The following is a 23346-nucleotide window of genomic DNA, read 5'->3' as shown; positions in this document are numbered from 1 at the left end:
GCGCCTGCGTTTAGGTGAAAGCGCTTTGGCAATTCAACCGTTAAATTAATCCCTTTTTAACAAGGAATTTCTATGGCACGCATTATTGTTGTGACTTCGGGCAAAGGGGGCGTTGGCAAGACCACCTCCAGCGCGGCCATCGCTACAGGTTTGGCCCAGAAGGGAAAGAAAACCGTCGTTATCGACTTCGACATCGGCCTGCGTAACCTCGACCTGATTATGGGCTGCGAACGTCGCGTCGTTTATGATTTCGTCAACGTCATTCAGGGCGATGCCACACTGAACCAGGCGCTGATTAAAGATAAGCGCACGGAAAATCTCTACATTCTCCCGGCTTCCCAGACCCGGGATAAAGACGCTCTGACTCGCGAAGGCGTCGACAAGGTTCTCGAAGAACTGAAGAAAATGGAATTCGATTTCATCGTCTGTGATTCCCCGGCAGGCATTGAAACCGGTGCGCTGATGGCGCTTTACTTTGCTGATGAAGCCATCATCACCACTAACCCGGAAGTCTCCTCCGTTCGCGACTCCGACCGTATCCTTGGCATTCTCGCCTCTAAATCCCGCCGCGCGGAAAATGGCGAAGAGCCAATCAAAGAGCATCTGCTGCTGACCCGCTACAATCCAGGCCGCGTTAATAAAGGCGATATGCTGAGCATGGAAGACGTGCTGGAAATTCTGCGCATCAACCTGGTAGGCGTGATCCCGGAAGACCAGTCAGTCCTGCGCGCATCCAACCAGGGTGAGCCGGTGATCCTCGATGCCGCCTCGGACGCAGGCAAAGCCTATGCCGATACCGTTGAACGTCTGCTCGGAGAAGAACGCCCTTTCCGCTTCATTGAAGAAGAGAAGAAAGGATTCCTCAAACGCCTGTTCGGAGGATAAATTATGGCTTTACTCGACTTTTTTCTCTCGCGAAAAAAGAACACGGCTAATATTGCGAAAGAACGCCTGCAAATCATCGTCGCCGAGCGCCGCCGCGGAGACGCGGAGCCGCATTACCTGCCGCAGTTACGCAAAGATATCCTGGAAGTGATCTGTAAATACGTACAGATCGACCCGGAGATGGTCAGCGTGCAGCTGGAGCAGCGGGACGGGGATATATCCATTCTTGAGCTGAACGTGACCCTACCCGAAACGGAAGAGTCGAAATCCTGACCTGTCGCGCTATCGCGAAAAAAAACCGGCTACGCCACGCGCCGCCGGTTTTTTAATGGTCTGAACCTGGCCGCGAACTAGCGCGGATAGTCGTTTAACAGCCTCTTCAGCCGCTCGGCCATTAGCTCCCCGCGCCAACCGGAAATCAGCTCAGGTTCACCGGCTTGCGTTTTCAGCTGCCAGTGCCAGTTCAGCAGCTGGTTGATCTGCCGACGCGACGCCAGCAGCTCCGCGCTTACGCCCTTCTCCGTGCTCACTTCCTGCACCAGCGCTTTAATATCTTTAAAGGCTTTGCGGTAGCCCGGCATGTCGATCAGGTTCTGCAGCGGCGCTGGCAGGGCCGACTCCGGCAGCGCCTGCGCTTTTTCGACCAGGCTAATCAGCGTTTTGCCGTGGAAGCGAATTTCGCTACCGGACAACCCGAGGCTGTCGAGCTCGCCCAGGCTGGTGGGCATATAGCGCGCCACGCTCCACAGATGCTCTTCCCGCACCACAAAGTTTACCGCCAGGTCGCGCTCGCGCGCTTTGCGCAGGCGCCACTCCGCCAACAGCTGCAGACAACCCAGCTGGCGGGTACGCAGCTGCCAGGCGTTGCCGATATCGCGCCAGGCCTCGGCCGGGTCGACCACCTCCTGACGACGCTGCAGCATCACGCGGCACTCGTCGAGCGCCGCCGGCAGCCAGCCAGCGCGATCGGTCTCCGCCATTAACTGGCTGGCGATCGGCAGCAGATACCAGACGTCGGCCGCGGCATATTCACACTGACGCTCAGTCAGCGGGCGCGCCAGCCAGTCGGTGCGGGATTCGCTTTTATCCAGCGCTACCCCGGAATACTCTTCCACCATCGAGGCGAAGCCCCAGGACATTGGGCGGCCGCAGAAGGCCGCCAGGATCTGGGTGTCAATCAGCGGCTGCGGCATCAGGTTAAATGCATTAAGGAAGACTTCTAAATCTTCGCTGCCGGCATGCAGGTATTTAGTCACATCCTGGTTGAGCAGCAGGTCGCGCATCGGCGCCCAGTCGTTAATCGTCAAGGGATCGATCAGAGAGACCTGCTGGCCGTCGAACAGCTGCAGCAGGCCCAGCTGCGGGTAATAGGTGCGGGTGCGGACAAATTCCGTATCCAGAGCGACGGCGGAGGCCGTGCTTGCCGCTTCGCAGACAGCGCGCAGGCCATCGTCGGTGGTGATCATCTGATAGTTCAAAGCATACTCTCTTAACTTGCGCCCATAAAAAACGCCGGCGTAGCCGGCGTCAGGCGACTCATTCGTTACTTAGCCTTTATTGTCCACTTTAGCGCGCGCTTCGTCACGCAGTTCTCGCCGCAAAATTTTCCCGACGTTGGATTTCGGCAGTTCATCACGGAATTCCACCAGCTTCGGCACCTTGTATCCGGTCAAATGGCGACGGCAGAACGTAATCAGCGCCTCTTCGGTTAACGCAGCATCTTTCTTGACTACGAAAATCTTCACCGCTTCGCCGCTGCTGCCGGACGGCACGCCGATGGCCGCCACTTCCAGCACCCCGCTATGCTGCATGACCACATCTTCGATTTCGTTCGGATAGACGTTAAAACCCGACACTAGGATCATATCTTTTTTGCGATCGACGATGCGCAGGAACCCCTCTTCATCCATCACCGCGATATCCCCGGTGTGCAGCCAGCCGTCTTTGATAATCTCATCCGTCGCGTCAGGGCGCTGCCAGTAGCCCAGCATCACCTGCGGCCCTTTAATACAGAGCTCGCCCGGCTGACCCGGCGCCACTTCGTTATCATCATCATCCACCAGTTTGGCTTCGGTGGAGGGCACCGGCAGGCCAATGCTGCCGCTGTGGTAGTCAATATCGTGCGGGTTAACGCTGACCAGCGGGGAACACTCTGTCAGGCCGTAGCCCTCCAGCAGATATTGCCCGGTCAGTTTTACCCAGCGCTCGGCCACCGCCTGCTGCACCGGCATCCCACCGCCGGCGGACAAATGCAGCGAGGAGAAATCAAGCTGCTGGAACTCTTTGTTGTTCAGCAAGGCGTTGAACAGGGTATTGACCCCGGTCATGGCGGTAAAAGGATACTTCGCCAGCTCCTTCACCAGCCCGGGGATATCGCGTGGGTTGGTGATCAGCAAATTTTGCCCGCCCAGTTCGATAAACAGCAGGCAGTTCATGGTCAGGGCGAAAATGTGATACAGCGGCAGCGCGGTCACCACGAACTCTTTGCCGCGATGCAGCAGCGGGCCGTAGGTGGCATTGACCTGCTCGAGGTTAGCCAGCATATTGCGGTGGGTGAGCATCGCACCTTTGGCCACGCCGGTGGTGCCCCCGGTGTACTGCAGAAACGCCAGATCTTCCGCAACGATCTCCGGCTTGACGTACTGCATGCGATAGCCGTGCTGCAACGCGCTGCGAAACGAGATGGCGTCCGGCAGGTGGTACTTCGGCACCAGGCGCTTAATGTACTTGACCACAAAGTTCACCAGCGTGCCTTTGGCGGTGGAAAGCTGGTCGCCCATGCGCGTCAGGATCACATGCTGGACCTGAGTTTTCGCCACCACTTTTTCCAGGGTATGGGCAAAGTTGGAGACTATGACGATCGCCGCCGCGCCGCTGTCGTTGAGCTGATGCTCCAGTTCGCGCGGGGTATATAAGGGGTTGACGTTAACCACGATCATCCCGGCGCGCAGGATGCCAAACAGAGCCACCGGATACTGCAGCAGGTTAGGCATCATCAGGGCCACGCGATCGCCCTTCTGTAACCCCAACCCCTCCTGAAGATAAGCGGCGAAGGCGCGACTACGCTCCTCCAGCTTACGGTAGGTCATCACTTCACCCATATTGATAAACGCCGGTTGGTCGGCGTAACGGGTGGTGGCATGTTCAAACAGTTCAACCAGGGATTGATAGCGGTCAGGATTTATCTCCGCCGGAACATCTGCGGGATAACGGTTTAGCCAAACCTTTTTCACTGCATCACCTCTGAAATAGTTATTCGTCGTCATCACAGCCCCTGGATAATACATTTTGTTAACATTATATTAACTCAGCGTACCAGTTTATTAATTAGGCAATGAGCAGGTTGCGAAGCGCGTCACTATTTTTTTTCTTATTCGACTGAAAACAAAGAAACAGCGGACCGGCCGCTGTTTCTTTGAACTAACATAAACAACAAAATCATTCGGTTACAACGTTTCTCACCTCAGCAGGGCCGGGATTGTACCAGCCCCAACCGCCATAGCCGTAGCCCCAGGGGCGCGGACCCAGCATCCACGGGTCGATAGGTTGCGGAGGCATCACCACCTGCTGCACTACGTTCCAGCGCTTGTAGCCGGTGGCGTTCATCAGCATAAATTTATACGGCGTGCTGCCCACCTTGCCGTCAACCACCCCGGCGATCGGTCCGACCACGGTCACTAGTTGACCGCGGAAATCCACCGGATCGAGGAAGCCATTGACGTCAGCAAAAATCCTTCCGCGGGACGGCTCGCCCAGCACTGGCCGCGCGCCGCTGTCCAGCGGTACGGTGGCGATTTCTAAGCGGGTTTTCCCCTGCTGGTTTTGTACATTGACCACCTTACCGCCAAAGCGCGCTTCCTGACCAACGTACAGCTGCGGGGCGTTCATCACCCGCACTAAATCCTGCTGCGGCGTCGGGCTGGTGCCTTTGATGGCATCCGGCACTGACACGCAGCCGCTTAGCGCAACGGCAACCGCCGCGGCTAACAGCCAGCGAACGCCCTGTTTTTGACCCGCCATGATGCGACTCCTTTTCTCAGTCTTCTTGTTACTGAGATTCACTCGCGGCCTGGAAGTTTCTTCCACGCCACCTCGTTTCGCAAATAAACCGGCTCCGCTTTCTCCACGGCCACGGTTTTCCCCGCCGCCAGCAGGTAACAGGCTAACGGCAGCATATCCTCCGCCGCCGGCAATTCAATTTCGCCGCTGCTTAAGGTCAGTCCGCTCGCTTTCGCCAGATCCGGCCACGCCTGCCATCCGGTGCCGACGGTGGCCCATTCGCCGGAAAGCTGTGCCAGTCGTTCGGCTACCGCGTCCGGTTTGAGCACCGCTTCCGTCTCTTCGCCATGCCAGACGCCCTGCTCGTCGCGCTGGTACTCGGCCCAGTAGACTTCGCCCATACGCGCATCAATGGCCGCCAGCACACGGGTGGCGCCGGTTTTGCGCCAGGCGCCCTGCGCCATGGTGGCCAGCGTGGAAACGCCAATCATTGGCAGTTCGGCGCCCAGCGCCAGCCCCTGGGCGATACCGATGCCGATGCGCACGCCGGTAAAGCTGCCCGGACCGCGGCCAAAGGCCAGCGCGTCCAGCTCGCTCAGCGTGGTGCCGCTCTCGGTGAGGACCTCCTGCACCAGCGGCAGGATACGTTGGGTATGTTCGCGGGGACAAATTTCGAAATGAGCACTAAGGGTGCCATCATTCCACAGAGCCGCGGAGCAGGCCTCTGTGGCGGTATCGATAGCCAAAATTCGCATGGGTGGTCACGCTCTCGTTACATAGTTCAGGCCTTCAGGCAGCCTGATTTCCGGCATACGGCCAACCCGCCGCCATGCCGCCCGAAGTCTATTGGGAACCGCTAATTAACAAAATGGCGCGCAGCTTAACACATTTTAGTGCGGATTACCTTGCCGGCGGTACGGCGAGAAAGCGCACCGCCCGACGGATATCGCGGGTTCGCGGCGCCGGCGGCAGACTGGCCAGGAACACCGCGCCGTAGGGGCGCATCACCAGCCGGTTGTCGCAGATCACCAGCACCCCGCGGTCGTCGATATCGCGGATCAGGCGACCCACCCCCTGCTTGAGGGTGATCACCGCATCCGGGAGCTGCACTTCATCGAAGGGATCGCCGCCGCGCAGCCGGCAATCTTCCATCCGCGCTTTTAGCAGCGGATCGTCCGGCGAGGTGAACGGTAGCTTATCGATAATCACCAGCGACAGCGCGTCGCCGCGCACATCGACTCCCTCCCAGAAGCTGCTGGTAGCCACCAGCAGCGCGTTGCCGGCGCTGACGAACTGCTGCAGCAGCTGGCCTTTGCTGGTCTCGCCCTGCAGCAGCACCGGTAGCGTCATGGTGGCGCGGAACTGCTCCGCCAGATCGCGCATCATGGCGTGCGAGGTGCACAACATAAAGCAGCGACCATCGTTGGCCTCGATCAGCGGCTTGAGCATCGCCGCCAGGTGTCGCGCCGCGCCGGGCTGGTTCGGCAGGGGTAGGTTGCGCGGCACGCAGAGCAGCGCCTGGTGCTGATAGTCAAAGGGACTCGGCAGCAGCAGAGTCTGCGCCTCGTCGATCCCCAGCCGGGCGGTAAAGTGATGCAGATCGTCGTTCACCGACAGCGTCGCCGAGGTAAAGATCCAACTCCCCGACTTCTGCGCCATCACCTCTTTAAACTTCTCGGCCACGGTCAGCGGCGTCAGCGCGAGAGTAAAGTGGCGCGAGGTACACTCATACCAGTAGCTGTAGCCCGGCTGGTTGATCTCTTTCAACCGCTTCAGGCGCCCGCGATAGAGGGTGGCGCGCTCAAAAGCGGCGTCGAGCAGCGCCGAGCGACCCAGCGAAAGTTTGGCGACGTCATAGCATAGCTCGAGCGCGTCATCGAGCAGCAGCAGCGCTCGCTGAATGTGGCTGTCCGCCAGCAGCTCGCGCAGATTGCCGCGGTAGCCCGGGTCTCCCAGCTGCAGGCGGAAATCCTGCGCGCTTTGCGCCAAGCGGTCGGCGCATTTTTGCAGCTGCTGAGTGTCTTTCAGTTCGGTGCGGTAGGCAATGGTGATGTCTTTCGCCAGGTCCAGCAGCTGGCGGCTGGAGAGCGACTGGCCAAAGTACTGACTAGCGATATCCGGCAGCTGATGGGCTTCATCGAAGATCATCACTTCCGCCTCGGGGATCAGCTCGGCAAAGCCGCTCTCTTTGACCACCATATCGGCCAGGAACAGGTGATGGTTGACCACCACCACGTCGGCGTCCATCGCTTTTTTACGCGCCTTCACCACGAAGCAATCTTTATACAGTGGGCAGTCGCTACCGAGACAGTTATCGTTGGTGCTGGTGACCAGCGGCCAGGCCTGAGAGTCTTCCGCGACGCTGGCGCAGGTGCTGATATCGCCATCCTGGGTTTGATTCGACCAGGAGCGCAGGAGGATCACATCGCTGAGGGTTTGCACCGGCAGATCGCCGCCCGCCAGCGCCTGCTGCTCAAGACGTTCGAGACACAGGTAGTTGGAGCGCCCTTTGAGCAGCGCCAGTTTCCCGGTGAATTTGAGCGCTTTGGCGACGGTGGGCAGATCGCGGCTGTAAAGCTGATCCTGCAGCGCTTTCGAGCCGGTGGAGATAATCACCTTTTTTTTCGCCCGCAGCGCAGGCGCCAGGTAAGCGTAGGTTTTACCGGTTCCGGTCCCCGCTTCCACCACCAGCGGCCGGGAGGCCTCAATCGCTTCGCTGACCGCCACCGCCATCTGGCGCTGCGGCTCGCGCGGTTTAAATCCCGGTATGGCTTTGGCTAGCTGGCCGTCTGCTGCAAAATCGTCGATCACATTGCCCCCTGGTTATTTGGACAGTGATTATGTCAGGGAGGACGGCGTTTCGCCAGTCCGGGTAGTGACGCGAGCGGCACATTATGGCAGTCTTGCCGCAGCCGAATGGAATGCTTAAAGAGGAAAAGCAATGACAATTACGCGTATTGATGCCGAAGCCCGTTGGTCAGACGTGGTGATCCACAACCAGACCCTGTACTACACCGGCGTGCCGGCAAATCTCGATGCCGACGCTTTCGAGCAGACCGCCAATACCCTGGCGCAGATTGACGCGGTGCTGGAAAAACAGGGCAGCGACAAGTCGCGTATTCTTGACGCCACCATCTTCCTCGCCGATAAAAGCGACTTTGCGGCGATGAATAAAGCCTGGGACGCGTGGGTGGTGGCTGGTCACGCCCCGGTACGCTGCACGGTGGAAGCGACGCTGATGAACCCGCAGTATAAAGTTGAGATCAAAATTATCGCCGCGGTGTAATTACTCGTCCTCATCCTCATCTTCAAAGCGCGCAACGATCTGCTCGCCGGTATGCGTTGCGCGCAGCTCTTCCGCCACCAGGGCAATCGCCTGGCCGCTGCTTATCCCCTGAGCCATTAGCTCATGGATACGTTCGACCGCTTTTTGCTGTTGCTCGTGGCTCAGCGAAGGTAAACCTGCAAACATCTTTTACTCCTGCTACATTGTGGGGCGTAATTATTTCACGCCGTCCCCAACTACGCCAGAGGGGCGGCAACGTTCAGGATCGAGAAAGATGTTGTCCCCCGCGATTATTACCCTGCCCTGGCGCCCGGATGCGGCCGAACACTATTTTGCGCCGTTAAGCGCCCTGCCCTGGGCGATGCTGCTGCATTCCGGCTTTGCCGACCATCCGCATAACCGCTTTGATATTCTGGTGGCTGCCCCGCGCGCCACGCTGCTGACGCGCGGTGAACAGACGTGGGTCGACGACGGCGAAACCGTTGTTGTCTCAGCGGAAGATCCGCTGCAGCTCCTGCAGCAGCAGTTGGATCGTCAGCCGTTCACGCCGCAACCCCATGACGATCTGCCGTTTCTCGGCGGCGCGCTGGGATTATTCGGTTACGACCTGGGCCGTCGCTTTGAGCGTCTCCCTTCGCACGCGCAGGCCGATATCGCGCTGGCGGATATGGCGGTGGGGATCTATGACTGGGCGCTTATCGTCGACCACCAGCGCCAACAGATATCGCTGCTCAGCTATGACGACCCGCAGCAGCGTCTACAGTGGCTGGAGGCGCAAACGCCGACGCCGGGTGAAACCTTCGCCCTGACCTCTGCCTGGCAGTCAAATATGAGCCGCCAGCAGTACGGCGAAAAATTTCGCCAGGTACAGGCCTATCTGCACAGCGGCGACTGCTATCAGGTCAACCTCGCCCAGCGTTTTCAGGCCAGCTACGTCGGTGATGAATGGCAGGCCTTCCGCCAGCTGAACGCCGTCAACCGCGCCCCCTTTAGCGCCTTTATTCGCCTCGATGAAGGGGCGATTTTAAGCCTGTCGCCGGAGCGCTTTATCCAGCTGCGCCAGGGGGAGATCCAGACGCGGCCGATAAAAGGCACCCTGCCGCGGCTCGATTCGCCGCTGGCAGATGCGCAGCAGGCTGAGAAGCTGGCGAATTCGCCGAAAGATCGCGCCGAGAATTTAATGATTGTCGACCTGATGCGCAACGACATCGGCCGCGTCGCCGTCCCGGGCAGCGTGCGGGTCCCCGAGCTGTTCGTGGTGGAGCCGTTCCCGGCGGTCCATCATCTGGTCAGCACCATCACCGCCCGCCTGCCAATGACGCTGCACGCCAGCGACCTGCTGCGCGCCGCCTTTCCCGGCGGCTCGATCACCGGCGCGCCGAAAGTGCGGGCGATGGAGATTATCGATGAACTGGAGCCCCAGCGTCGCAACGCCTGGTGTGGGAGCATTGGCTACCTGAGCTATTGCGGCAATATGGATACCAGCATCACCATTCGCACCCTGACGGCATGGCAGGGACAGCTGTACTGCTCCGCCGGCGGCGGAATTGTGGCGGATAGCGAGGAAGCGGCGGAATATCAGGAAACTTTTGATAAAGTTAATCGTATCCTGCAGCAACTGGAGAACTAGACCATGGCGGATCGCGCCCTTAATCTGGATGATTTTCTGTCCCGCTTTCAGCTTCTGCGCCCGCAGCCTTCGCGCCATGCGCTCAATCAGCGGCAGGCGGCGGTGCTGGTGCCGATCGTGCGCCGGCCGCAGCCCGGCCTGCTGCTGACCCAGCGTTCGCCGCTGCTGCGCAAGCACGCCGGCCAGGTCGCCTTTCCCGGCGGCGCAGTAGATAATACCGACGCGACGCTTATCGCCGCCGCCCTGCGCGAAGCTCAGGAAGAGGTGGCGATCCCGCCGGAGGCGGTCGAGGTGATCGGCGTCCTGCCGCCGGTGGACAGCGTCACCGGCTTTCAGGTGACGCCGGTGGTGGGCATTATTCCCCCGGATCTGCACTATCACGCCAGCCAGGACGAAGTTTCCGCGGTATTTGAAATGCCGCTCGCCGAAGCCCTGCGCCTTGGGCGCTACCATCCGCTCGATATCCACCGCCGGGGCAACGACCACCGCGTCTGGCTCTCCTGGTACCAGCATTATTTTGTCTGGGGAATGACCGCCGGGATCATTCGCGAGCTGGCGCTGCAAATTGGCGCACGTCCTTAGCTATACTGATAATGAGAGGGCGCTCTCATTATTAGTAAAATCGCGGTTAGCCATTAGTTTAATTCATGTGAATAGTTGAACTGACAGGGCGCTTCCCTTTTACACTATGCGCAGTTATTACATCGTTACCGCACCCGCGGTAACCCTGTCAGGAGTATTATCGTGATTAGTCTATTCGACATGTTCAAGGTGGGGATTGGTCCCTCATCTTCCCACACTGTTGGCCCGATGAAGGCCGGAAAACAGTTCGTCGATGACCTGGTCGAAAAAGGATTGCTTAATGCAGTGACTCGTGTGGCGGTTGACGTCTACGGTTCACTGTCATTAACCGGCAAAGGCCACCATACGGACATCGCCATTATCATGGGACTGGCGGGCAATCAGCCCGATACGGTCGATATTGACGCGATCCCGGCTTTTATCCGTGACGTCGAAGCGCGCGGTCGCCTGCTGCTGGCCAACGGCCAGCACGAGGTCGACTTCCCGGCGGATGACGGCATGCGTTTTCGTAGCGACAACCTGCCGCTGCACGAAAACGGCATGACCATTCACGCCTGGGCCGGCGAGAAAGAAATCTACTGCAAGACCTACTACTCGATCGGCGGCGGCTTTATTGTCGACGAAGAGCACTTCGGCAAGGAAAACGCCAACGAACTGCAGGTGCCCTACCCATTTAAATCGGCGCAGGAAATGCTGGCCTACTGCAAAGAGACTGGCCTGTCGCTCTCCGGGATGGTGATGCAGAACGAGTTGGCTCTGCACAGCAAAAAAGAGATCGAGGATTATTTCGCCAACGTCTGGCAGACCATGCGCGCCTGTATCGACCGCGGGATGAACACCGAGGGCGTGCTGCCTGGCCCGCTGCGCGTACCGCGTCGCGCCTCGGCGCTGCGTCGTCTGCTGGTGGCCAGCGATAAGCTCTCCAGCGATCCAATGAACGTTGTTGACTGGGTCAATATGTTCGCGCTGGCGGTCAATGAAGAGAACGCCGCCGGCGGTCGCGTGGTAACCGCGCCGACCAACGGCGCCTGCGGCATCGTTCCGGCGGTACTCGCCTATTACGATCACTTTATCGAGTCCGTCAGCCCGGAGATCTATATTCGCTACTTTATGGCCTGCGGGGCGATCGGCGCGCTGTATAAGATGAATGCGTCCATTTCCGGCGCGGAAGTCGGCTGTCAGGGCGAGGTGGGCGTCGCCTGCTCGATGGCGGCGGCGGGCCTGGCTGAACTGCTCGGCGCCAGCCCGGAACAGGTTTGCGTGGCGGCGGAGATCGGCATGGAACACAACCTCGGCCTAACCTGTGATCCGGTCGCCGGCCAGGTGCAGGTGCCATGCATTGAACGTAACGCCATCGCCTCCGTCAAGGCGATCAACGCCGCGCGAATGGCGATGCGCCGCACCAGCGAACCGCGCGTCTCGCTCGATAAGGTGATCGAGACCATGTATGAAACCGGTAAAGACATGAACGCCAAGTACCGCGAAACCTCGCGCGGCGGCCTGGCGATTAAAGTTCAGTGTGACTAAACTATTCGTGTCCCTCTGCGCCTGCAAAGCGCGCAGGGGGTTAACCCTGGTGACTGAAATCTCCCTGATGCGCCTTCAACGGCGCATTTTCTTTTTTCTATACCTGGCGATATTCTGCCACTACACTTGCTCTATAAAATAAGCCACGCTTAACCACTCGTCCTGTCGACAGGGTGTCGCACATGCAGACTGCACAAAAAGTCATTACGGCCTATCGTCACAAACGCATTATTGTCTGCCTGCTGGTAGCCCTGGCGACCCTGGGCGCCACATTAGCCATCCGATTTATTTCGCAGCGCAGCGTAAATGAAGATTATATTCGCACGGCCGCCAGCCAACGGGTGGCGGCGCTCAATGACATCTTGCGCCCGCTAAGCGCGCAGCGAGCCACCCTGCTCCCTCTGGTGGGCAAACCCTGCCCTGATATCCATCTGACGCTGCGCAAAATGGCGGCCTCGTTGCAAACCATTCGTTCCGTCGCCCTCGTCACGTCAGGTATCGTTTACTGTTCCAGTATTTTTGGCCCGCGACAGGCGGACTTACATCGCCTGCAGCCCGCGCTTCCTGCGCCCCGCCCTCTGCTGCTCTTCTCGAACGACAGCTCCTTGCTCAAAGGCTCGCCGGTACTGATCCAATGGTATCCAGCCGCGGAGAACGGCCTGGACGGCGTGATGCTGGTGGTGAATATTGAGCTGTTGGGAACCTTAATTCTTAATGAAAAATCGGCCCTGATCAGCGACGTCAGCCTGCAGGTTGGCGATCGTTATTTTAGCAGCCGCCATGGGCTTCTCGAAAAAGCGCATGTCCCGCAGGGCACGGTGATTTATCGCCAGCGCTCTACGGAGTTTCCGTTTACTGTCAATATTAACGGCCCTGGCGCCTCGGCGATTGCGCTTGAGGAGCTGCCCGGCGAGCTGCCGCTGGCGCTGATTTTTAGCCTGCTAATGACCGGCATCGCCTGGCTGGCCACCGCCGGCAGAATGAGTTTCTCGCGGGAAATAAGCCTTGGCATTTCGGCCCGGGAGTTTGCCCTCTGGTGCCAGCCGCTGCAGGATGCGCGCAGCGGCCGCTGCTGCGGGGTGGAGATCCTGCTGCGCTGGAATAATCCCCGCCGTGGGACGATTTCGCCGGAGGTATTTATCCCCATCGCCGAAGGCAATAATCTGATCATCCCTCTCACCCGCTATGTGATTGCCGAAACCGCTCGCCGCCTGGACGCTTTTCCTCGCGACCGCCATTTTCACATCGCGATCAATGTCGCCGCGCGCCATTTCGCTAACGGACTCCTGCTGCGCGACCTGCACAATTACTGGTTCACCGTGGATCCGGTGCAGCAGCTGGTGGTCGAGCTAACCGAACGCGATGTCCTGCAGGATGGCGACCAGCATATGGCCGAACATCTGCACTTTAAGGGCGTACAGCTGGCGATCGATGATTTTGGTACCGGCAATACTTCGCTCTCATGGCTGGAAAAGCTGCGCCCGGACGTCCTGAAGATCGACCGCTCGTTCACCAGCTCGGTCGGCATAGATAGCGTGAACGCGACGGTGACAGATATTATTATCGCCCTCGCCAACCGCCTGCATATTGTTACCGTTGCCGAAGGGGTGGAGACGCTGGAGCAGGAAAATTACCTGCGTAGCCACGGCGTCGATGTGCTGCAGGGGTTTTATTATGCGCGGCCGATGCCGGTGGAGGCGTTCCCGGCGTGGCTGGCCAGCAGGGAGGAGAGTGAGAGTGAGAGTGAGGGTGAGAGCGAGACGACAGAATAACTCGCCGGCCGCAGCGGCCGGCGAGCCTGGCGATTACTCTTCTTCGTCGCTCGGCGGACGAGTGACCACCGCGCGCACCAGATCGACCCGGTAATCATTCGCTTCCACTACGGTAAAATGCAGCGGCGGAAGCGACACGACGTCGCCAATGCGCGGGATATGACCATTAGCGGAGATCACCAGCCCGGCAACGGTGGCAATATCCTCATCGTCATTGATCAGTGGATCCAGCCCCAGCGCCTGCTGCAGCGCATGCAGGTCGGTCGACCCCTTAATAAGCCAGCCATCGCCATCGATGACAATCTCTGGCGTCTCATCAGCGTCCGGGAATTCACCGGCGATGGCTTCAAGGACGTCCAGCGGCGTGACCAGCCCATGCACCACGCCAAATTCATTAGTTACGATGACGAAGCTGCCGCGCGCCCGACGCAGGACCCCGAGCAGATTGATCGGGTCCAGCGTTTCCGGAACGACAATTGCCGGGGAGGCAGAAGCCAGCGCCGCGACGTTTTCCCCCGACTCCAGGGCCACCAGCATCTCTTTCGCCCGCACGATACCAATGATTTCATCCAGCTCTCCGCGGCAGACCGGGAAGAGGCTGTGCGGCGACGACAGCAGCTGACGACGAATTTCATCTTCACTCTGCTCAGCGTCGACCCAGCTGATTTCTCCGCGCGGGGTCATGATGCTGCGCAGGGAGCGCTGGGCCAGGGTCAGCACGCCGTTAATCATGTAGCGCTCTTCTTCCGCAAAGGCGCCCTCGGGAACGGGCACCGCGGCTGGACTGTCTGCGTCATGGCTGACGGAGGCCTGTTTGCGGCCGCCCATCAGGCGCAGGATGGCATCCGCGGTCCGAGCGCGCAGCGGCAGCGTCGACTGGTGGCGAACAAAGTTACGGCGCGCCACCTGGTTAAAGAACTCGATAATGATCGAGAAACCGATCGCCGCGTACAGATACCCTTTCGGAATATGGAAGCCAAACCCTTCCGCCACCAGGCTCAGGCCAATCATCAACAGGAAGCTCAGACAGAGCACGACCACCGTCGGGTGCTGGTTGACAAAGCGCGTCAACGGCTTGGAGGCCAGCAGCATCAAGATCATCGCGATCACCACCGCCGCCATCATCACCGGCAGATGGTTAACCATCCCGACCGCCGTGATCACGGCGTCCAGGGAGAAGACGGCATCCAGCACCACTATCTGCAATACTACTACCCAGAAACTGGCATAGCCTTTACCGTGACCGGCATCGTGCTGGCGGTTTTCCAGCCGTTCATGCAGCTCGGTTGTCGCCTTAAACAACAAGAAGATCCCGCCGAGCAGCATGATGAGATCGCGCCCGGAAAAGGAGAAATCGGCGATGGTAATCAGTGGTTTCGTCAGCGTCACCATCCAGGAGATGACCGACAGCAGCCCCAGGCGCATAACCAGCGCCAGTGACAGGCCGATCAGACGCGCTTTATCGCGCTGCTTCGGCGGCAGTTTGTCCGCCAGGATGGCAATAAACACCAGGTTGTCGATACCGAGCACAATTTCCAGAACGATAAGCGTCAACAGGCCGGCCCAGATTGAGGGATCCATTAACAATTCCATGTACGACTCCGGTTTGCGGCAAGGTCAGTCATCGCCATGCCATGCAGGGGCGCGACACCAGGTGCTGAAAGAAATGCGGGATACGTAGAGGTGGCAATCAGATGCCAGAAAGTGAAAAGACGTCGATGACGGTCCATACTGCGGGCTATGCCCTATACTCCTGAGTAATTAAACGGAAGTTAAACATAGCAAAATATAGATCGAAATTGGAAATAATTTACCTGAATTTGCAATAACTAAGGCTATTTTTTGCGCTGCAAAATTATTCGCAGACGATACGTGATTAACGGATCTTCATCACATTAATTATTTTTTCACTGTCTAAAATAATTCGCGGTAGTAACTATTTTCTATCTTACACCCTAACTGAATCGATTTTGTCCTCAAGAGTGATTCAGGATGTATCAAAGCAGATGATGCATTCACGATAATAAAGGAGGTAGCAAGTGACGATTGCTATTGTAATAGGCACACATGGTTGGGCTGCAGAACAGCTGCTGAAAACAGCAGAAATGCTGTTGGGCGAGCAGGAAAACGTTGGCTGGATCGATTTCGTTCCGGGTGAAAATGCCGAAACGTTGATCGAGAAATACAACGCCCAGTTGGCAAAACTGGATACCAGTAAAGGCGTGCTATTTCTCGTCGATACATGGGGAGGCAGCCCTTTCAACGCTGCGAGCCGCATTGTCGTCGATAAAGAGCATTACGAAGTTATCGCCGGCGTCAATATCCCGATGCTGGTGGAAACCTTCATGGCCCGCGACGACGATCCTTCCTTTGATGAACTGGTCGCCTTAGCGGTTGAAACCGGCAGCGAAGGCGTGAAAGCGCTTAAAGCCAAACCGGTGGAAAAAGCGGCCCCTGCGCCCGCGCCTGCCGCAGCGCCAAAAGCCGCCGCACCGGCCAAACCCATGGGCCCGAACGACTACATGGTAATTGGCCTTGCGCGTATAGACGACCGTCTGATCCATGGTCAGGTCGCCACCCGCTGGACCAAAGAGACCAACGTTACCCGCATCATCGTTGTCAGTGATGAAGTGGCCGCGGATACCGTGCGTAAAACTCTGCTGACCCAGGTTGCGCCGCCGGGCGTCACCGCTCACGTGGTGGATGTGGCCAAAATGATCCGCGTCTACAACAACCCCAAGTATGCCGGACAGCGCGTTATGCTGCTGTTTACTAACCCGACCGACGTTGAACGTATCGTCGAGGGCGGCGTGAAAATCACCAGCGTCAACATCGGCGGTATGGCGTTCCGCCAGGGTAAAACCCAGGTTAACAACGCGATTTCAGTCGATGCCAAAGATATTGAGGCGTTTAAAAAGCTGAACGCCCGCGGTATCGAGCTGGAGGCACGTAAAGTGTCCACCGACCCGAAACTGAAAATGATGGATCTGATCGCTAAGGTTGATAAATAACCCGGCGGATCGCGCCCCAGTTTTCACTTTAAGACTTAATCAACAGGAGAAGTACAATGGAGATTACCCTTCTTCAGATTGTGCTGGTGTTCATCGTCGCGTGTATTGCGGGTATGGAGTCGGTACTTGATGAATTTCAGTTCCACCGTCCCCTGATCGCCTGTACGCTGATCGGCGCCGTTCTCGGCGATATGAAAACCGGTATTATCATCGGCGGTACGCTGGAGATGATAGCCCTGGGCTGGATGAACATCGGTGCGGCGGTAGCCCCTGATGCCGCGCTGGCGTCCATTATTTCCACCGTCCTGGTTATTGCCGGCCATCAGAGCATCGGCGCCGGTATCGCGCTGGCTATCCCGCTGGCGGCGGCAGGCCAGGTGCTGACCATCATCGTGCGCACCATCACCGTGGCCTTCCAGCACGCGGCGGATAAAGCGGCGGAGAATGGCAACCTGACCGCCCTGTCGTGGCTGCACGTCTCGTCCCTGTTCCTGCAGGCGATGCGTATCGCTATCCCGGCCGTTATCGTGGCGATTTCCGTCGGCACCAGCGAAGTTCAGGGCCTGCTGAATGCTATCCCGGAAGTGGTCACCAGCGGTCTGAACATCGCCGGCGGTATGATCGTGGTTGTCGGTTATGCAATGGTCATCAACATGATGCGCGCAGGCTATCTGATGCCGTTCTTCTACCTCGGCTTCGTCACCGCCGCCTTCACCAACTTCAACCTGGTGGCCCTGGGCGTGATTGGTGCGGTCATGGCAATCCTCTACATCCAGCTGAGCCCGAAATATAACCGCGTCGCCGGTGCGCCGGCTCAGGCGGCTGGTAACAACGATCTCGATAACGAACTGGACTAACAGGTGAGCGAAATGGTTGATATGACTAAAAATACCACCGAGAAAAAACTCACACAGAGTGATATTCGTGGCGTGTTCATTCGTTCTAACCTGTTCCAGGGTTCATGGAACTTCGAACGTATGCAGGCGCTGGGGTTCTGCTTCTCTATGGTTCCGGCGATTCGTCGTCTGTACCCGGAGAACAACGATGCGCGTAAGCAGGCAATTAAGCGTCACCTTGAGTTTTTCAACACCCACCCTTACGTTGCCGCTCCGGTACTGGGCGTAACCCTGGCGATGGAAGAGCAGCGCGCCAATGGCGCAGAGATTGACGATGGCGCTATCAACGGCATCAAAGTCGGTCTGATGGGACCGCTGGCCGGCGTTGGCGACCCGATCTTCTGGGGTACCGTGCGTCCGGTGTTTGCAGCCTTAGGCGCCGGGATCGCGATGAGCGGTAGCCTGCTCGGTCCTCTGCTGTTCTTTATCCTGTTCAACGCGGTGCGTCTGCTGACCCGTTACTACGGCGTCGCCTATGGTTATCGCAAAGGCGTGGATATCGTTAAAGATATGGGCGGCGGCTTCCTGCAGAAACTGACTGAGGGGGCGTCAATCCTCGGCCTGTTTGTCATGGGGGCGCTGGTTAACAAGTGGACGCATGTGAACATACCGATGGTGGTGTCAAAAATCACCGGCTCTGACGGACAGGTTCACGTCACCACGGTGCAGACTATCCTTGATCAGCTGATGCCGGGTCTGGTGCCGCTGCTGTTGACCTTCGCCTGTATGTGGCTGCTGCGTAAGAAAGTTAACCCGCTGTGGATCATCGTTGGCTTCTTCGTCATCGGTATCGCCGGCTATGCGGTCGGCCTGCTGGGTCTGTAATTTCCAGGCTGTACGCCGGGGGCTTGCCCCCGGCTTTTTTTTTATCAGGAGAAACGCAAAGCAATGACCTTCACGGACCTGGTGATCATCCTGTTTATCCTTGCGCAACTGGCCTACGCGATATATGACCAGTTTATTATGCCGAGGCGAAACGGCCCGGTACTGCTGGCCATCCCCCTGCTTCGCCGCAGTCGCGTTGACGGCATGATCTTTGTCGGCCTCACCGCCATTCTGATCTATAACAACATTACCCAGCACGGCACGGCGATCACCACCTGGCTATTATCTGCGCTGGCACTGATGGGGCTCTATTTATTCTGGATCCGTACGCCGAAAATCATTTTTAAACCGCGCGGCTTTTTCTTCGCCAACGTGTGGATAGAATATCAGCGGATTAAAGAGATGAATTTATCCGAGGACGGTGTGCTGGTGATGCAATTAGAGCAACGGCGGCTGCTGATACGCGTACGAAATATCGACGATCTGGAGAAGATATACAAACTTCTCATTACAACTCAATGACTTAAAAATATAGCCGGCGCTATATTATTCCCGTTAGCAGCGGAGAAATATTATAGCCACGGCTATATTTTCCGCCTAACCTTATCTTTTTTATTAACTATTTTTTCACTTATAAATTTAAATGAAAATCGTTATCATTTGGTTATTAAAATAGACCTCTTCTGTTATTGTTTTATATTCTAAAAATATGTTAAGGTTGCGCCCGTCGTTGGGGAGTAGCCGATTTCCTGCCCGCCAGGAAATGTACGTGTCAACATACTCGTTGCAAAACGTGGCACGTACGGGTTGAAGAGATTCAATCAGGCGAGACCATAGATACATCACTGCTGTACGTATTGCTCAGCCATTGAGCGGCTCCGCGTATGTTTACTGGGGGCAGCGATGTGTCATATGGATTATCCCCGGTCAGGACACGCACATGAATTTATCCGCTACCATTCTTCTCGCTTTCGGCATGTCCATGGACGCCTTCGCAGCCTCCATCGGCAAAGGCGCCACCCTGCATAAACCCAAATTTTCAGAGGCAGTACGCACCGGGCTGATTTTTGGCGCCATTGAAACCCTGACGCCGCTGGTCGGCTGGGGGCTTGGCATGCTGGCCAGCCAGTTTATCCTCGAGTGGAATCACTGGATTGCCTTTATTTTACTGGTGTTTCTCGGCGGGCGAATGATCGTCGAAGGTTTTCGCGGCGACAGCGACGAGGCGTGCGAGGCGCCTCACCGACATGGTTTCTGGCTTCTGGTCACCACCGCCTTCGCCACCAGCCTTGACGCGATGGCCGTCGGCGTCGGTCTGGCCTTCCTTCAGGTCAGCATTGTGACCACCGCGCTGGCGATCGGCTGCGCCACCTTTATCATGTCGACGCTGGGGATGATGGTCGGTCGCTTTATCGGCCCGCTGCTTGGCAAACGAGCCGAAATTCTCGGCGGTATCGTGCTGATTGGCATCGGCAGCGAAATCCTCTGGAGCCATTTCGCCGGTTAAGCTTTACGCTTCGCGCTGCCAGCAGTGGATCATAAAATCGGTCTGGCAACCAAAGGTCGGCTGCTGACGCAGCGCGGCGTGCACTTCGGCTTTAGCCCGCCATGCGAACGGCGTCATCTGCAGCAGGGCCTGCGCTTCACTTCCCGTCAGGATCATCGGATAAGCCAGCTGCTGCTGAGCCTCCAGGCGGAACCCCGGCATCGCTTCCGTCTTCAGCTCATGCAGGCGAACTTCATCGTAAATCAGCCCTTTCAGCTCCAGTAGGTGACGGGGACCCGGCGTGGCGGTGATCACCCAACCACCGGGACGCACCACCCGCGCCAGCTCTTCGGCGTTGCAGGGCGCGTAAATGCGCACTACCGCGTCGAAGCTAGCGTCGGAAAATGGCAGGCGCTGGCTGGAGGCCACGCAAAAATTCACCTGCGGGTAGCGTTTTGCCGCCGCGCGGATCGCCGGCTTCGACACGTCCAGCCCCCAGCTGCGGCTGGCGATGGCGGCAAACGCGTGGGTGTAATACCCCTCGCCACAGCCGATATCCAGTAAATCCGTAGGGGCGTAATGTCGCAGCCGCTCAGCGATAGCATCCCGTAGCGGCTGATAATGTCCGGCGTCGAGGAACGCCCGCCGGGCCTGCATCATTTCGGCGCTATCGCCGGGATCGCGCGACCGCTTGAACTGCACCGGTAGCAGATTGACGTACCCCTCTTTCGCCAGATCGAACTGGTGCCGCTGCGGGCAGGAATAGTGGTTGTCGCTACGGCTGAGCGGCGCGTGACAAAGGGGGCAACTGTATGACATGACGGCTCCGGTGTTGCTGAAAGGGCGAAAGTGTAGCGCTATTCGCCCCTGCAGACCACTGTTACAGCGCCGGCCCCTGTGGGTGGCTATCGTGCATTACGATCAGATTCTCCGCCCCTTGCGGCATGCCGTCCGGCATGACGTTCTCCAGCCGCAGGACATCGCCCATGATCTGGCTGAAGACCGGCGCGGACACAGCGCCGCCGTAATAGGAACCATTGCTCGGATCGTTCATCACCACCACCAGCGCGAACTGTGGTCGACTGGCGGGCGCCACGCCGGCGGTATAGGCCACATACTTATCGATATATTTGCCGTCCGGGCCGATTTTCTTCGCCGTGCCGGTTTTTACCGCCACCCGGTAGTCGCGTACCGCCGCTTTGGTACCGCCCCCGCCCGGGAGCGCCACGCTCTCCATCATATGTTCCACGCTATGCACAATACTCTCCGGCATCACCCGCGTGCCCATCACCGGCGGATCGATGCGGGTAATCGACAGTGGTCGCGCAATGCCGAAGCCGCCGATGGTGGCGTAGACGTGGGCGAGCTGGAGCGGGGTGACCATCAAACCATAGCCGAAGGCGAAGGTGGCGCGATCCAGTTGCCCCCAGTAGCGGCGATGCGGCATCAGCCCGGCGCTTTCGCCGGTCAACCCCAGCCCCGTCGGTTCGCCAAAGCCGAAAGCTTTATAGGTATCGATCAGATGCTGCACCGGCATGGCGAGCGAGAGATGGGACACGCCGGTATCGCTGGATTTCTGCAGGATCCCGGTCAGGCTCAGCTCCGGATAATAGCCCACATCGCGAATACGATGGCCATCGAGGACGAACGGATGGGTATCCACCACGCTGTCTGGCTGGACAATCCCCTGCTGTAGCGCAGTCATGATCACCAGCGGTTTGACCGTCGACCCGGGCTCGAAGGTGTCGCTGATGGCCCGGTTGCGAAAATCATCCAGCGTCGCGCTATCGCGATTGTTCGGATTGAAGTCCGGATAGCTGGCCATCGCCAGGATCTCGCCGGTATCAATTTTGATCAATACCGCCGCCCCGGACTCTGCTTTGTTCCAGCGGACGGCGTTGTCGAGGGCGTCTTCCGTCACCGTCTGCAGGCGTTCATCAATACTCAGCTGCAGATTATGCGCCGGTACCGGCGGCACTTCGGTAATGTTCTCAATGACATTACCATGTTTATCTTTACGCACCAGACGTCGCCCGGGTTTACCGGTCAACTGGGCGTTAAAGCTTTTCTCCACCCCTTCGATGCCCTGATTATCAACATTGGTAAAGCCCAGCAGATTGGCAGCCACGTGGCCCGCCGGGTAGAACCGTCGCGATTCATCGCGCAGGTAGACGCCCGGCAGATGCAGTTTATCGATCCACTCTGCCTGCTCGGGATTGATCTGACGCGCCAGATAGAGAAAGCGAGCGTGGGGATGACTCTGTACCCGCTGGGCCAGCTCTCCGAGGTTGAGGTGCAGCGCTTCGGCCATCGCCTGCCAGCGGGGCCCATAGCCCACACCGCCCTTCTCCATAGTGGTCTGCGGGTCGATCCAGATAGCACTGACCGGAACGCTCACCGCCAGCGGCCGTCCTTCCCGGTCGCTGATCATCCCCCGCTCAACCGCTACGGGTTCTTCGCGCAGGGAGCGCATATCTTCTTGTTTTACCAGGTTATCGGGGGAGATAATTTGTAGCCAGCCCACGCGGACCAGCAGCAGCCCCAGACAACCGAGAATGGCCACACACAGTAACCCGAAGCGAATCGGGGTGAAACTGGCGGCGGACTTCGTTTTTTTCTTTAGCACCATAGCTCCGGCATTGTTTTGCAACCAACTGATTTAACAGAAAATTAGCAAAACAGACTGCTACACAATGCTAATAAAGATGAGTATTTGCAACAAGACGCGACGGGAGGGGGAAAAATGACATGCTTTGCAATAAAAATGCAAAAGCCCCGCGCAGGCGAGGCTTTTATACAAGAAGAGTGGTCTTGTATCAGATAGCAGTTACGTTAACTGCAGCCGGACCTTTCTGGCCGTCCTGAATTTCGAACTCAACGTTCTGGCCTTCAGCCAGAGTTTTGAAGCCGTTACCCTGGATAGCGGAGAAGTGTACGAACACGTCTTTGCTGCCATCAGCCGGAGTAATGAAACCAAAACCTTTAGACTCGTTGAACCACTTAACTTGACCTTTAATCTTTGCCATTTGCAAAATTCCTTAGACTGTTTTCTTCGCCTGCTGGCGTTTACCTAGATAAAACTGACACATAACTGCATGAGGCACTAATTTAAGGTTCGGCAGAGAAGCGGTATTCAACGACAACGTGTTTACTCAGGACTTCTTTACTGAAAATGCCACACATAAACAGAACTGTACCTCGTTTAACCCGAAACGTGTTATCACACACTACGTAAATAATGGCAAGCCATTTTTAAACGTGTCTCGATCGTTCGCACAAATTATAAGGTAATCATTTGATCGCCTGCACATTTATGCGTCTTTGCCGCCCCTGGCAAGGCGCTACAGCATAAGCCAATACCGCCCATTCGCTGCCTCATTACTGCAACTTTTTTACCATAGCTCAACAACTTCGCTTCGTCCAGGTATGTCCGTACACGAACTGCTG

At 57.7% G+C, this 23346-nt stretch carries 22 protein-coding genes and 1 pseudogene; 12 read left to right on the top strand and 11 right to left on the bottom strand.

Features of this window, described 5'->3' with window-relative positions; all coding sequences use genetic code 11:
* Positions 1-72: 72 nt before the first annotated feature.
* Together minD and minE are read left to right on the top strand one after the other, a co-directional pair.
* Positions 73-885, top strand: coding sequence for a septum site-determining protein MinD (minD, locus tag KHQ28_RS09960; RefSeq protein WP_002910900.1), 813 nt, complete (start codon positions 73-75; stop codon positions 883-885).
* A gap of 3 nt (positions 886-888) precedes the next feature.
* Positions 889-1158, top strand: a complete 270-nt coding sequence (minE, locus tag KHQ28_RS09955; protein ID WP_002910902.1) for a cell division topological specificity factor MinE — start codon at positions 889-891, stop codon at positions 1156-1158.
* Positions 1159-1235: 77 nt separating this feature from the next.
* On the opposite strand, the gene rnd is transcribed toward minE, so the two are convergent.
* The 5 genes from rnd to KHQ28_RS09930 all read right to left on the bottom strand — a co-directional run bounded on the left by rnd (position 1236) and on the right by KHQ28_RS09930 (position 7695).
* Positions 1236-2351 carry a ribonuclease D gene (gene rnd / locus KHQ28_RS09950; protein WP_074181089.1) on the bottom strand — a complete coding sequence of 372 codons (1116 nt, stop codon included), beginning with the start codon at positions 2349-2351 and terminating at the stop codon, positions 1236-1238.
* 81 nt (positions 2352-2432) lie between these two features.
* On the bottom strand, positions 2433-4118 hold the full coding sequence (gene fadD / locus KHQ28_RS09945; RefSeq protein WP_002910904.1) for a long-chain-fatty-acid--CoA ligase FadD: 1686 nt from the start codon (positions 4116-4118) through the stop codon (positions 2433-2435).
* A 205-nt stretch (positions 4119-4323) separates the two neighbouring features.
* A complete protein-coding gene (locus KHQ28_RS09940; protein ID WP_002910905.1) occupies positions 4324-4905 on the bottom strand; it encodes a Slp family lipoprotein in 582 nt (193 codons plus the stop codon).
* A gap of 38 nt (positions 4906-4943) precedes the next feature.
* Complete coding sequence (gene tsaB, locus KHQ28_RS09935; RefSeq protein WP_004151443.1) at positions 4944-5639, bottom strand: tRNA (adenosine(37)-N6)-threonylcarbamoyltransferase complex dimerization subunit type 1 TsaB; 696 nt, start codon at positions 5637-5639, stop codon at positions 4944-4946.
* A 145-nt stretch (positions 5640-5784) separates the two neighbouring features.
* Positions 5785-7695, bottom strand: a complete 1911-nt coding sequence (locus KHQ28_RS09930) for an ATP-dependent DNA helicase (protein WP_004175456.1) — start codon at positions 7693-7695, stop codon at positions 5785-5787.
* Positions 7696-7825: 130 nt separating this feature from the next.
* Here KHQ28_RS09930 and KHQ28_RS09925 point away from each other — a divergent pair, with 130 nt between their 5' ends.
* Positions 7826-8170, top strand: coding sequence for a RidA family protein (locus KHQ28_RS09925; protein ID WP_002910910.1), 345 nt, complete (start codon positions 7826-7828; stop codon positions 8168-8170).
* Here KHQ28_RS09925 and KHQ28_RS09920 read toward each other — a convergent pair whose 3' ends face one another.
* Complete coding sequence (locus KHQ28_RS09920; protein WP_004145519.1) at positions 8171-8356, bottom strand: YoaH family protein; 186 nt, start codon at positions 8354-8356, stop codon at positions 8171-8173.
* An 88-nt stretch (positions 8357-8444) separates the two neighbouring features.
* Here KHQ28_RS09920 and pabB point away from each other — a divergent pair, with 88 nt between their 5' ends.
* The 4 genes from pabB (at position 8445) to KHQ28_RS09900 (ending at position 13681) form a co-directional block, all read left to right on the top strand.
* Entirely contained in the window at positions 8445-9800 is a 1356-nt protein-coding gene (gene pabB / locus KHQ28_RS09915) for an aminodeoxychorismate synthase component 1 (RefSeq protein WP_004145520.1), read from the top strand.
* Between the two features lie 3 nt (positions 9801-9803).
* A complete protein-coding gene (locus KHQ28_RS09910) occupies positions 9804-10382 on the top strand; it encodes a CoA pyrophosphatase (RefSeq protein WP_004180429.1) in 579 nt (192 codons plus the stop codon).
* A gap of 162 nt (positions 10383-10544) precedes the next feature.
* Entirely contained in the window at positions 10545-11909 is a 1365-nt protein-coding gene (gene sdaA / locus KHQ28_RS09905) for an L-serine ammonia-lyase (protein ID WP_004151445.1), read from the top strand.
* A 182-nt stretch (positions 11910-12091) separates the two neighbouring features.
* Entirely contained in the window at positions 12092-13681 is a 1590-nt protein-coding gene (locus tag KHQ28_RS09900) for an EAL domain-containing protein (protein WP_032418803.1), read from the top strand.
* 33 nt (positions 13682-13714) lie between these two features.
* Here KHQ28_RS09900 and yoaE read toward each other — a convergent pair whose 3' ends face one another.
* Complete coding sequence (gene yoaE, locus KHQ28_RS09895; RefSeq protein ID WP_211777596.1) at positions 13715-15274, bottom strand: CNNM family cation transport protein YoaE; 1560 nt, start codon at positions 15272-15274, stop codon at positions 13715-13717.
* A gap of 446 nt (positions 15275-15720) precedes the next feature.
* Here yoaE and manX point away from each other — a divergent pair, with 446 nt between their 5' ends.
* The 5 genes from manX to mntP all read left to right on the top strand — a co-directional run bounded on the left by manX (position 15721) and on the right by mntP (position 19920).
* On the top strand, positions 15721-16692 hold the full coding sequence (gene manX, locus KHQ28_RS09890) for a PTS mannose transporter subunit IIAB (protein WP_002910917.1): 972 nt from the start codon (positions 15721-15723) through the stop codon (positions 16690-16692).
* Between the two features lie 56 nt (positions 16693-16748).
* Entirely contained in the window at positions 16749-17549 is an 801-nt protein-coding gene (locus KHQ28_RS09885) for a PTS mannose/fructose/sorbose transporter subunit IIC (RefSeq protein WP_002910918.1), read from the top strand.
* 12 nt (positions 17550-17561) lie between these two features.
* Positions 17562-18413 (top strand): PTS mannose transporter subunit IID, encoded by an 852-nt coding sequence (locus tag KHQ28_RS09880; RefSeq protein WP_004145526.1) that lies wholly within the window; start codon positions 17562-17564, stop codon positions 18411-18413.
* A gap of 63 nt (positions 18414-18476) precedes the next feature.
* Positions 18477-18935: a DUF986 family protein gene (locus tag KHQ28_RS09875; RefSeq protein ID WP_032418802.1), complete on the top strand. Its 459-nt coding sequence runs from the start codon at positions 18477-18479 to the stop codon at positions 18933-18935.
* A gap of 418 nt (positions 18936-19353) precedes the next feature.
* On the top strand, positions 19354-19920 hold the full coding sequence (gene mntP / locus KHQ28_RS09870; protein ID WP_002910921.1) for a manganese efflux pump MntP: 567 nt from the start codon (positions 19354-19356) through the stop codon (positions 19918-19920).
* A 3-nt stretch (positions 19921-19923) separates the two neighbouring features.
* Here mntP and rlmA read toward each other — a convergent pair whose 3' ends face one another.
* The 4 genes and pseudogenes from rlmA to KHQ28_RS09850 form a co-directional block, all read right to left on the bottom strand.
* On the bottom strand, positions 19924-20718 hold the full coding sequence (gene rlmA, locus KHQ28_RS09865) for a 23S rRNA (guanine(745)-N(1))-methyltransferase (protein ID WP_002910922.1): 795 nt from the start codon (positions 20716-20718) through the stop codon (positions 19924-19926).
* Between the two features lie 61 nt (positions 20719-20779).
* Complete coding sequence (gene ftsI, locus KHQ28_RS09860; protein WP_002910924.1) at positions 20780-22528, bottom strand: peptidoglycan glycosyltransferase FtsI; 1749 nt, start codon at positions 22526-22528, stop codon at positions 20780-20782.
* Positions 22529-22715: 187 nt separating this feature from the next.
* Positions 22716-22925 (bottom strand): transcription antiterminator/RNA stability regulator CspE, encoded by a 210-nt coding sequence (gene cspE / locus KHQ28_RS09855; RefSeq protein ID WP_001062678.1) that lies wholly within the window; start codon positions 22923-22925, stop codon positions 22716-22718.
* Between the two features lie 85 nt (positions 22926-23010).
* Positions 23011-23082: pseudogene (locus KHQ28_RS09850) on the bottom strand (DUF2627 domain-containing protein); the annotation flags it as partial.
* Positions 23083-23346 lie beyond the last annotated feature (264 nt).

Source organism: Klebsiella sp. 28 (assembly GCF_018223905.1).
Lineage (GTDB): Bacteria > Pseudomonadota > Gammaproteobacteria > Enterobacterales > Enterobacteriaceae > Klebsiella > Klebsiella pneumoniae.
The sequence above is the reverse complement of the archived record's forward strand: the minus strand, read 5'-3'. Positions and strand labels throughout refer to the sequence as shown.

Excerpts from the sequence above, each read along its gene's own strand:
- minE (WP_002910902.1), top strand. The coding sequence starts at position 889 with ATGGCTTTACTCGACTTTTTTCTCTCGCGAAAAAAGAACACGGCTAAT.
- KHQ28_RS09910 (WP_004180429.1), top strand. The coding sequence starts at position 9,804 with ATGGCGGATCGCGCCCTTAATCTGGATGATTTTCTGTCCCGCTTTCAG.
- pabB (WP_004145520.1), top strand. The coding sequence starts at position 8,445 with ATGTTGTCCCCCGCGATTATTACCCTGCCCTGGCGCCCGGATGCGGCC.
- KHQ28_RS09920 (WP_004145519.1), bottom strand. The coding sequence starts at position 8,356 with ATGTTTGCAGGTTTACCTTCGCTGAGCCACGAGCAACAGCAAAAAGCG.
- cspE (WP_001062678.1), bottom strand. The coding sequence starts at position 22,925 with ATGGCAAAGATTAAAGGTCAAGTTAAGTGGTTCAACGAGTCTAAAGGT.
- KHQ28_RS09875 (WP_032418802.1), top strand. The coding sequence starts at position 18,477 with ATGACCTTCACGGACCTGGTGATCATCCTGTTTATCCTTGCGCAACTG.
- tsaB (WP_004151443.1), bottom strand. The coding sequence starts at position 5,639 with ATGCGAATTTTGGCTATCGATACCGCCACAGAGGCCTGCTCCGCGGCT.
- KHQ28_RS09880 (WP_004145526.1), top strand. The coding sequence starts at position 17,562 with ATGGTTGATATGACTAAAAATACCACCGAGAAAAAACTCACACAGAGT.
- rnd (WP_074181089.1), bottom strand. The coding sequence starts at position 2,351 with ATGATCACCACCGACGATGGCCTGCGCGCTGTCTGCGAAGCGGCAAGC.
- yoaE (WP_211777596.1), bottom strand. The coding sequence starts at position 15,274 with ATGGAATTGTTAATGGATCCCTCAATCTGGGCCGGCCTGTTGACGCTT.
- KHQ28_RS09940 (WP_002910905.1), bottom strand. The coding sequence starts at position 4,905 with ATGGCGGGTCAAAAACAGGGCGTTCGCTGGCTGTTAGCCGCGGCGGTT.
- KHQ28_RS09885 (WP_002910918.1), top strand. The coding sequence starts at position 16,749 with ATGGAGATTACCCTTCTTCAGATTGTGCTGGTGTTCATCGTCGCGTGT.
- rlmA (WP_002910922.1), bottom strand. The coding sequence starts at position 20,718 with ATGTCATACAGTTGCCCCCTTTGTCACGCGCCGCTCAGCCGTAGCGAC.
- KHQ28_RS09900 (WP_032418803.1), top strand. The coding sequence starts at position 12,092 with ATGCAGACTGCACAAAAAGTCATTACGGCCTATCGTCACAAACGCATT.
- mntP (WP_002910921.1), top strand. The coding sequence starts at position 19,354 with ATGAATTTATCCGCTACCATTCTTCTCGCTTTCGGCATGTCCATGGAC.
- ftsI (WP_002910924.1), bottom strand. The coding sequence starts at position 22,528 with ATGGTGCTAAAGAAAAAAACGAAGTCCGCCGCCAGTTTCACCCCGATT.
- KHQ28_RS09925 (WP_002910910.1), top strand. The coding sequence starts at position 7,826 with ATGACAATTACGCGTATTGATGCCGAAGCCCGTTGGTCAGACGTGGTG.
- minD (WP_002910900.1), top strand. The coding sequence starts at position 73 with ATGGCACGCATTATTGTTGTGACTTCGGGCAAAGGGGGCGTTGGCAAG.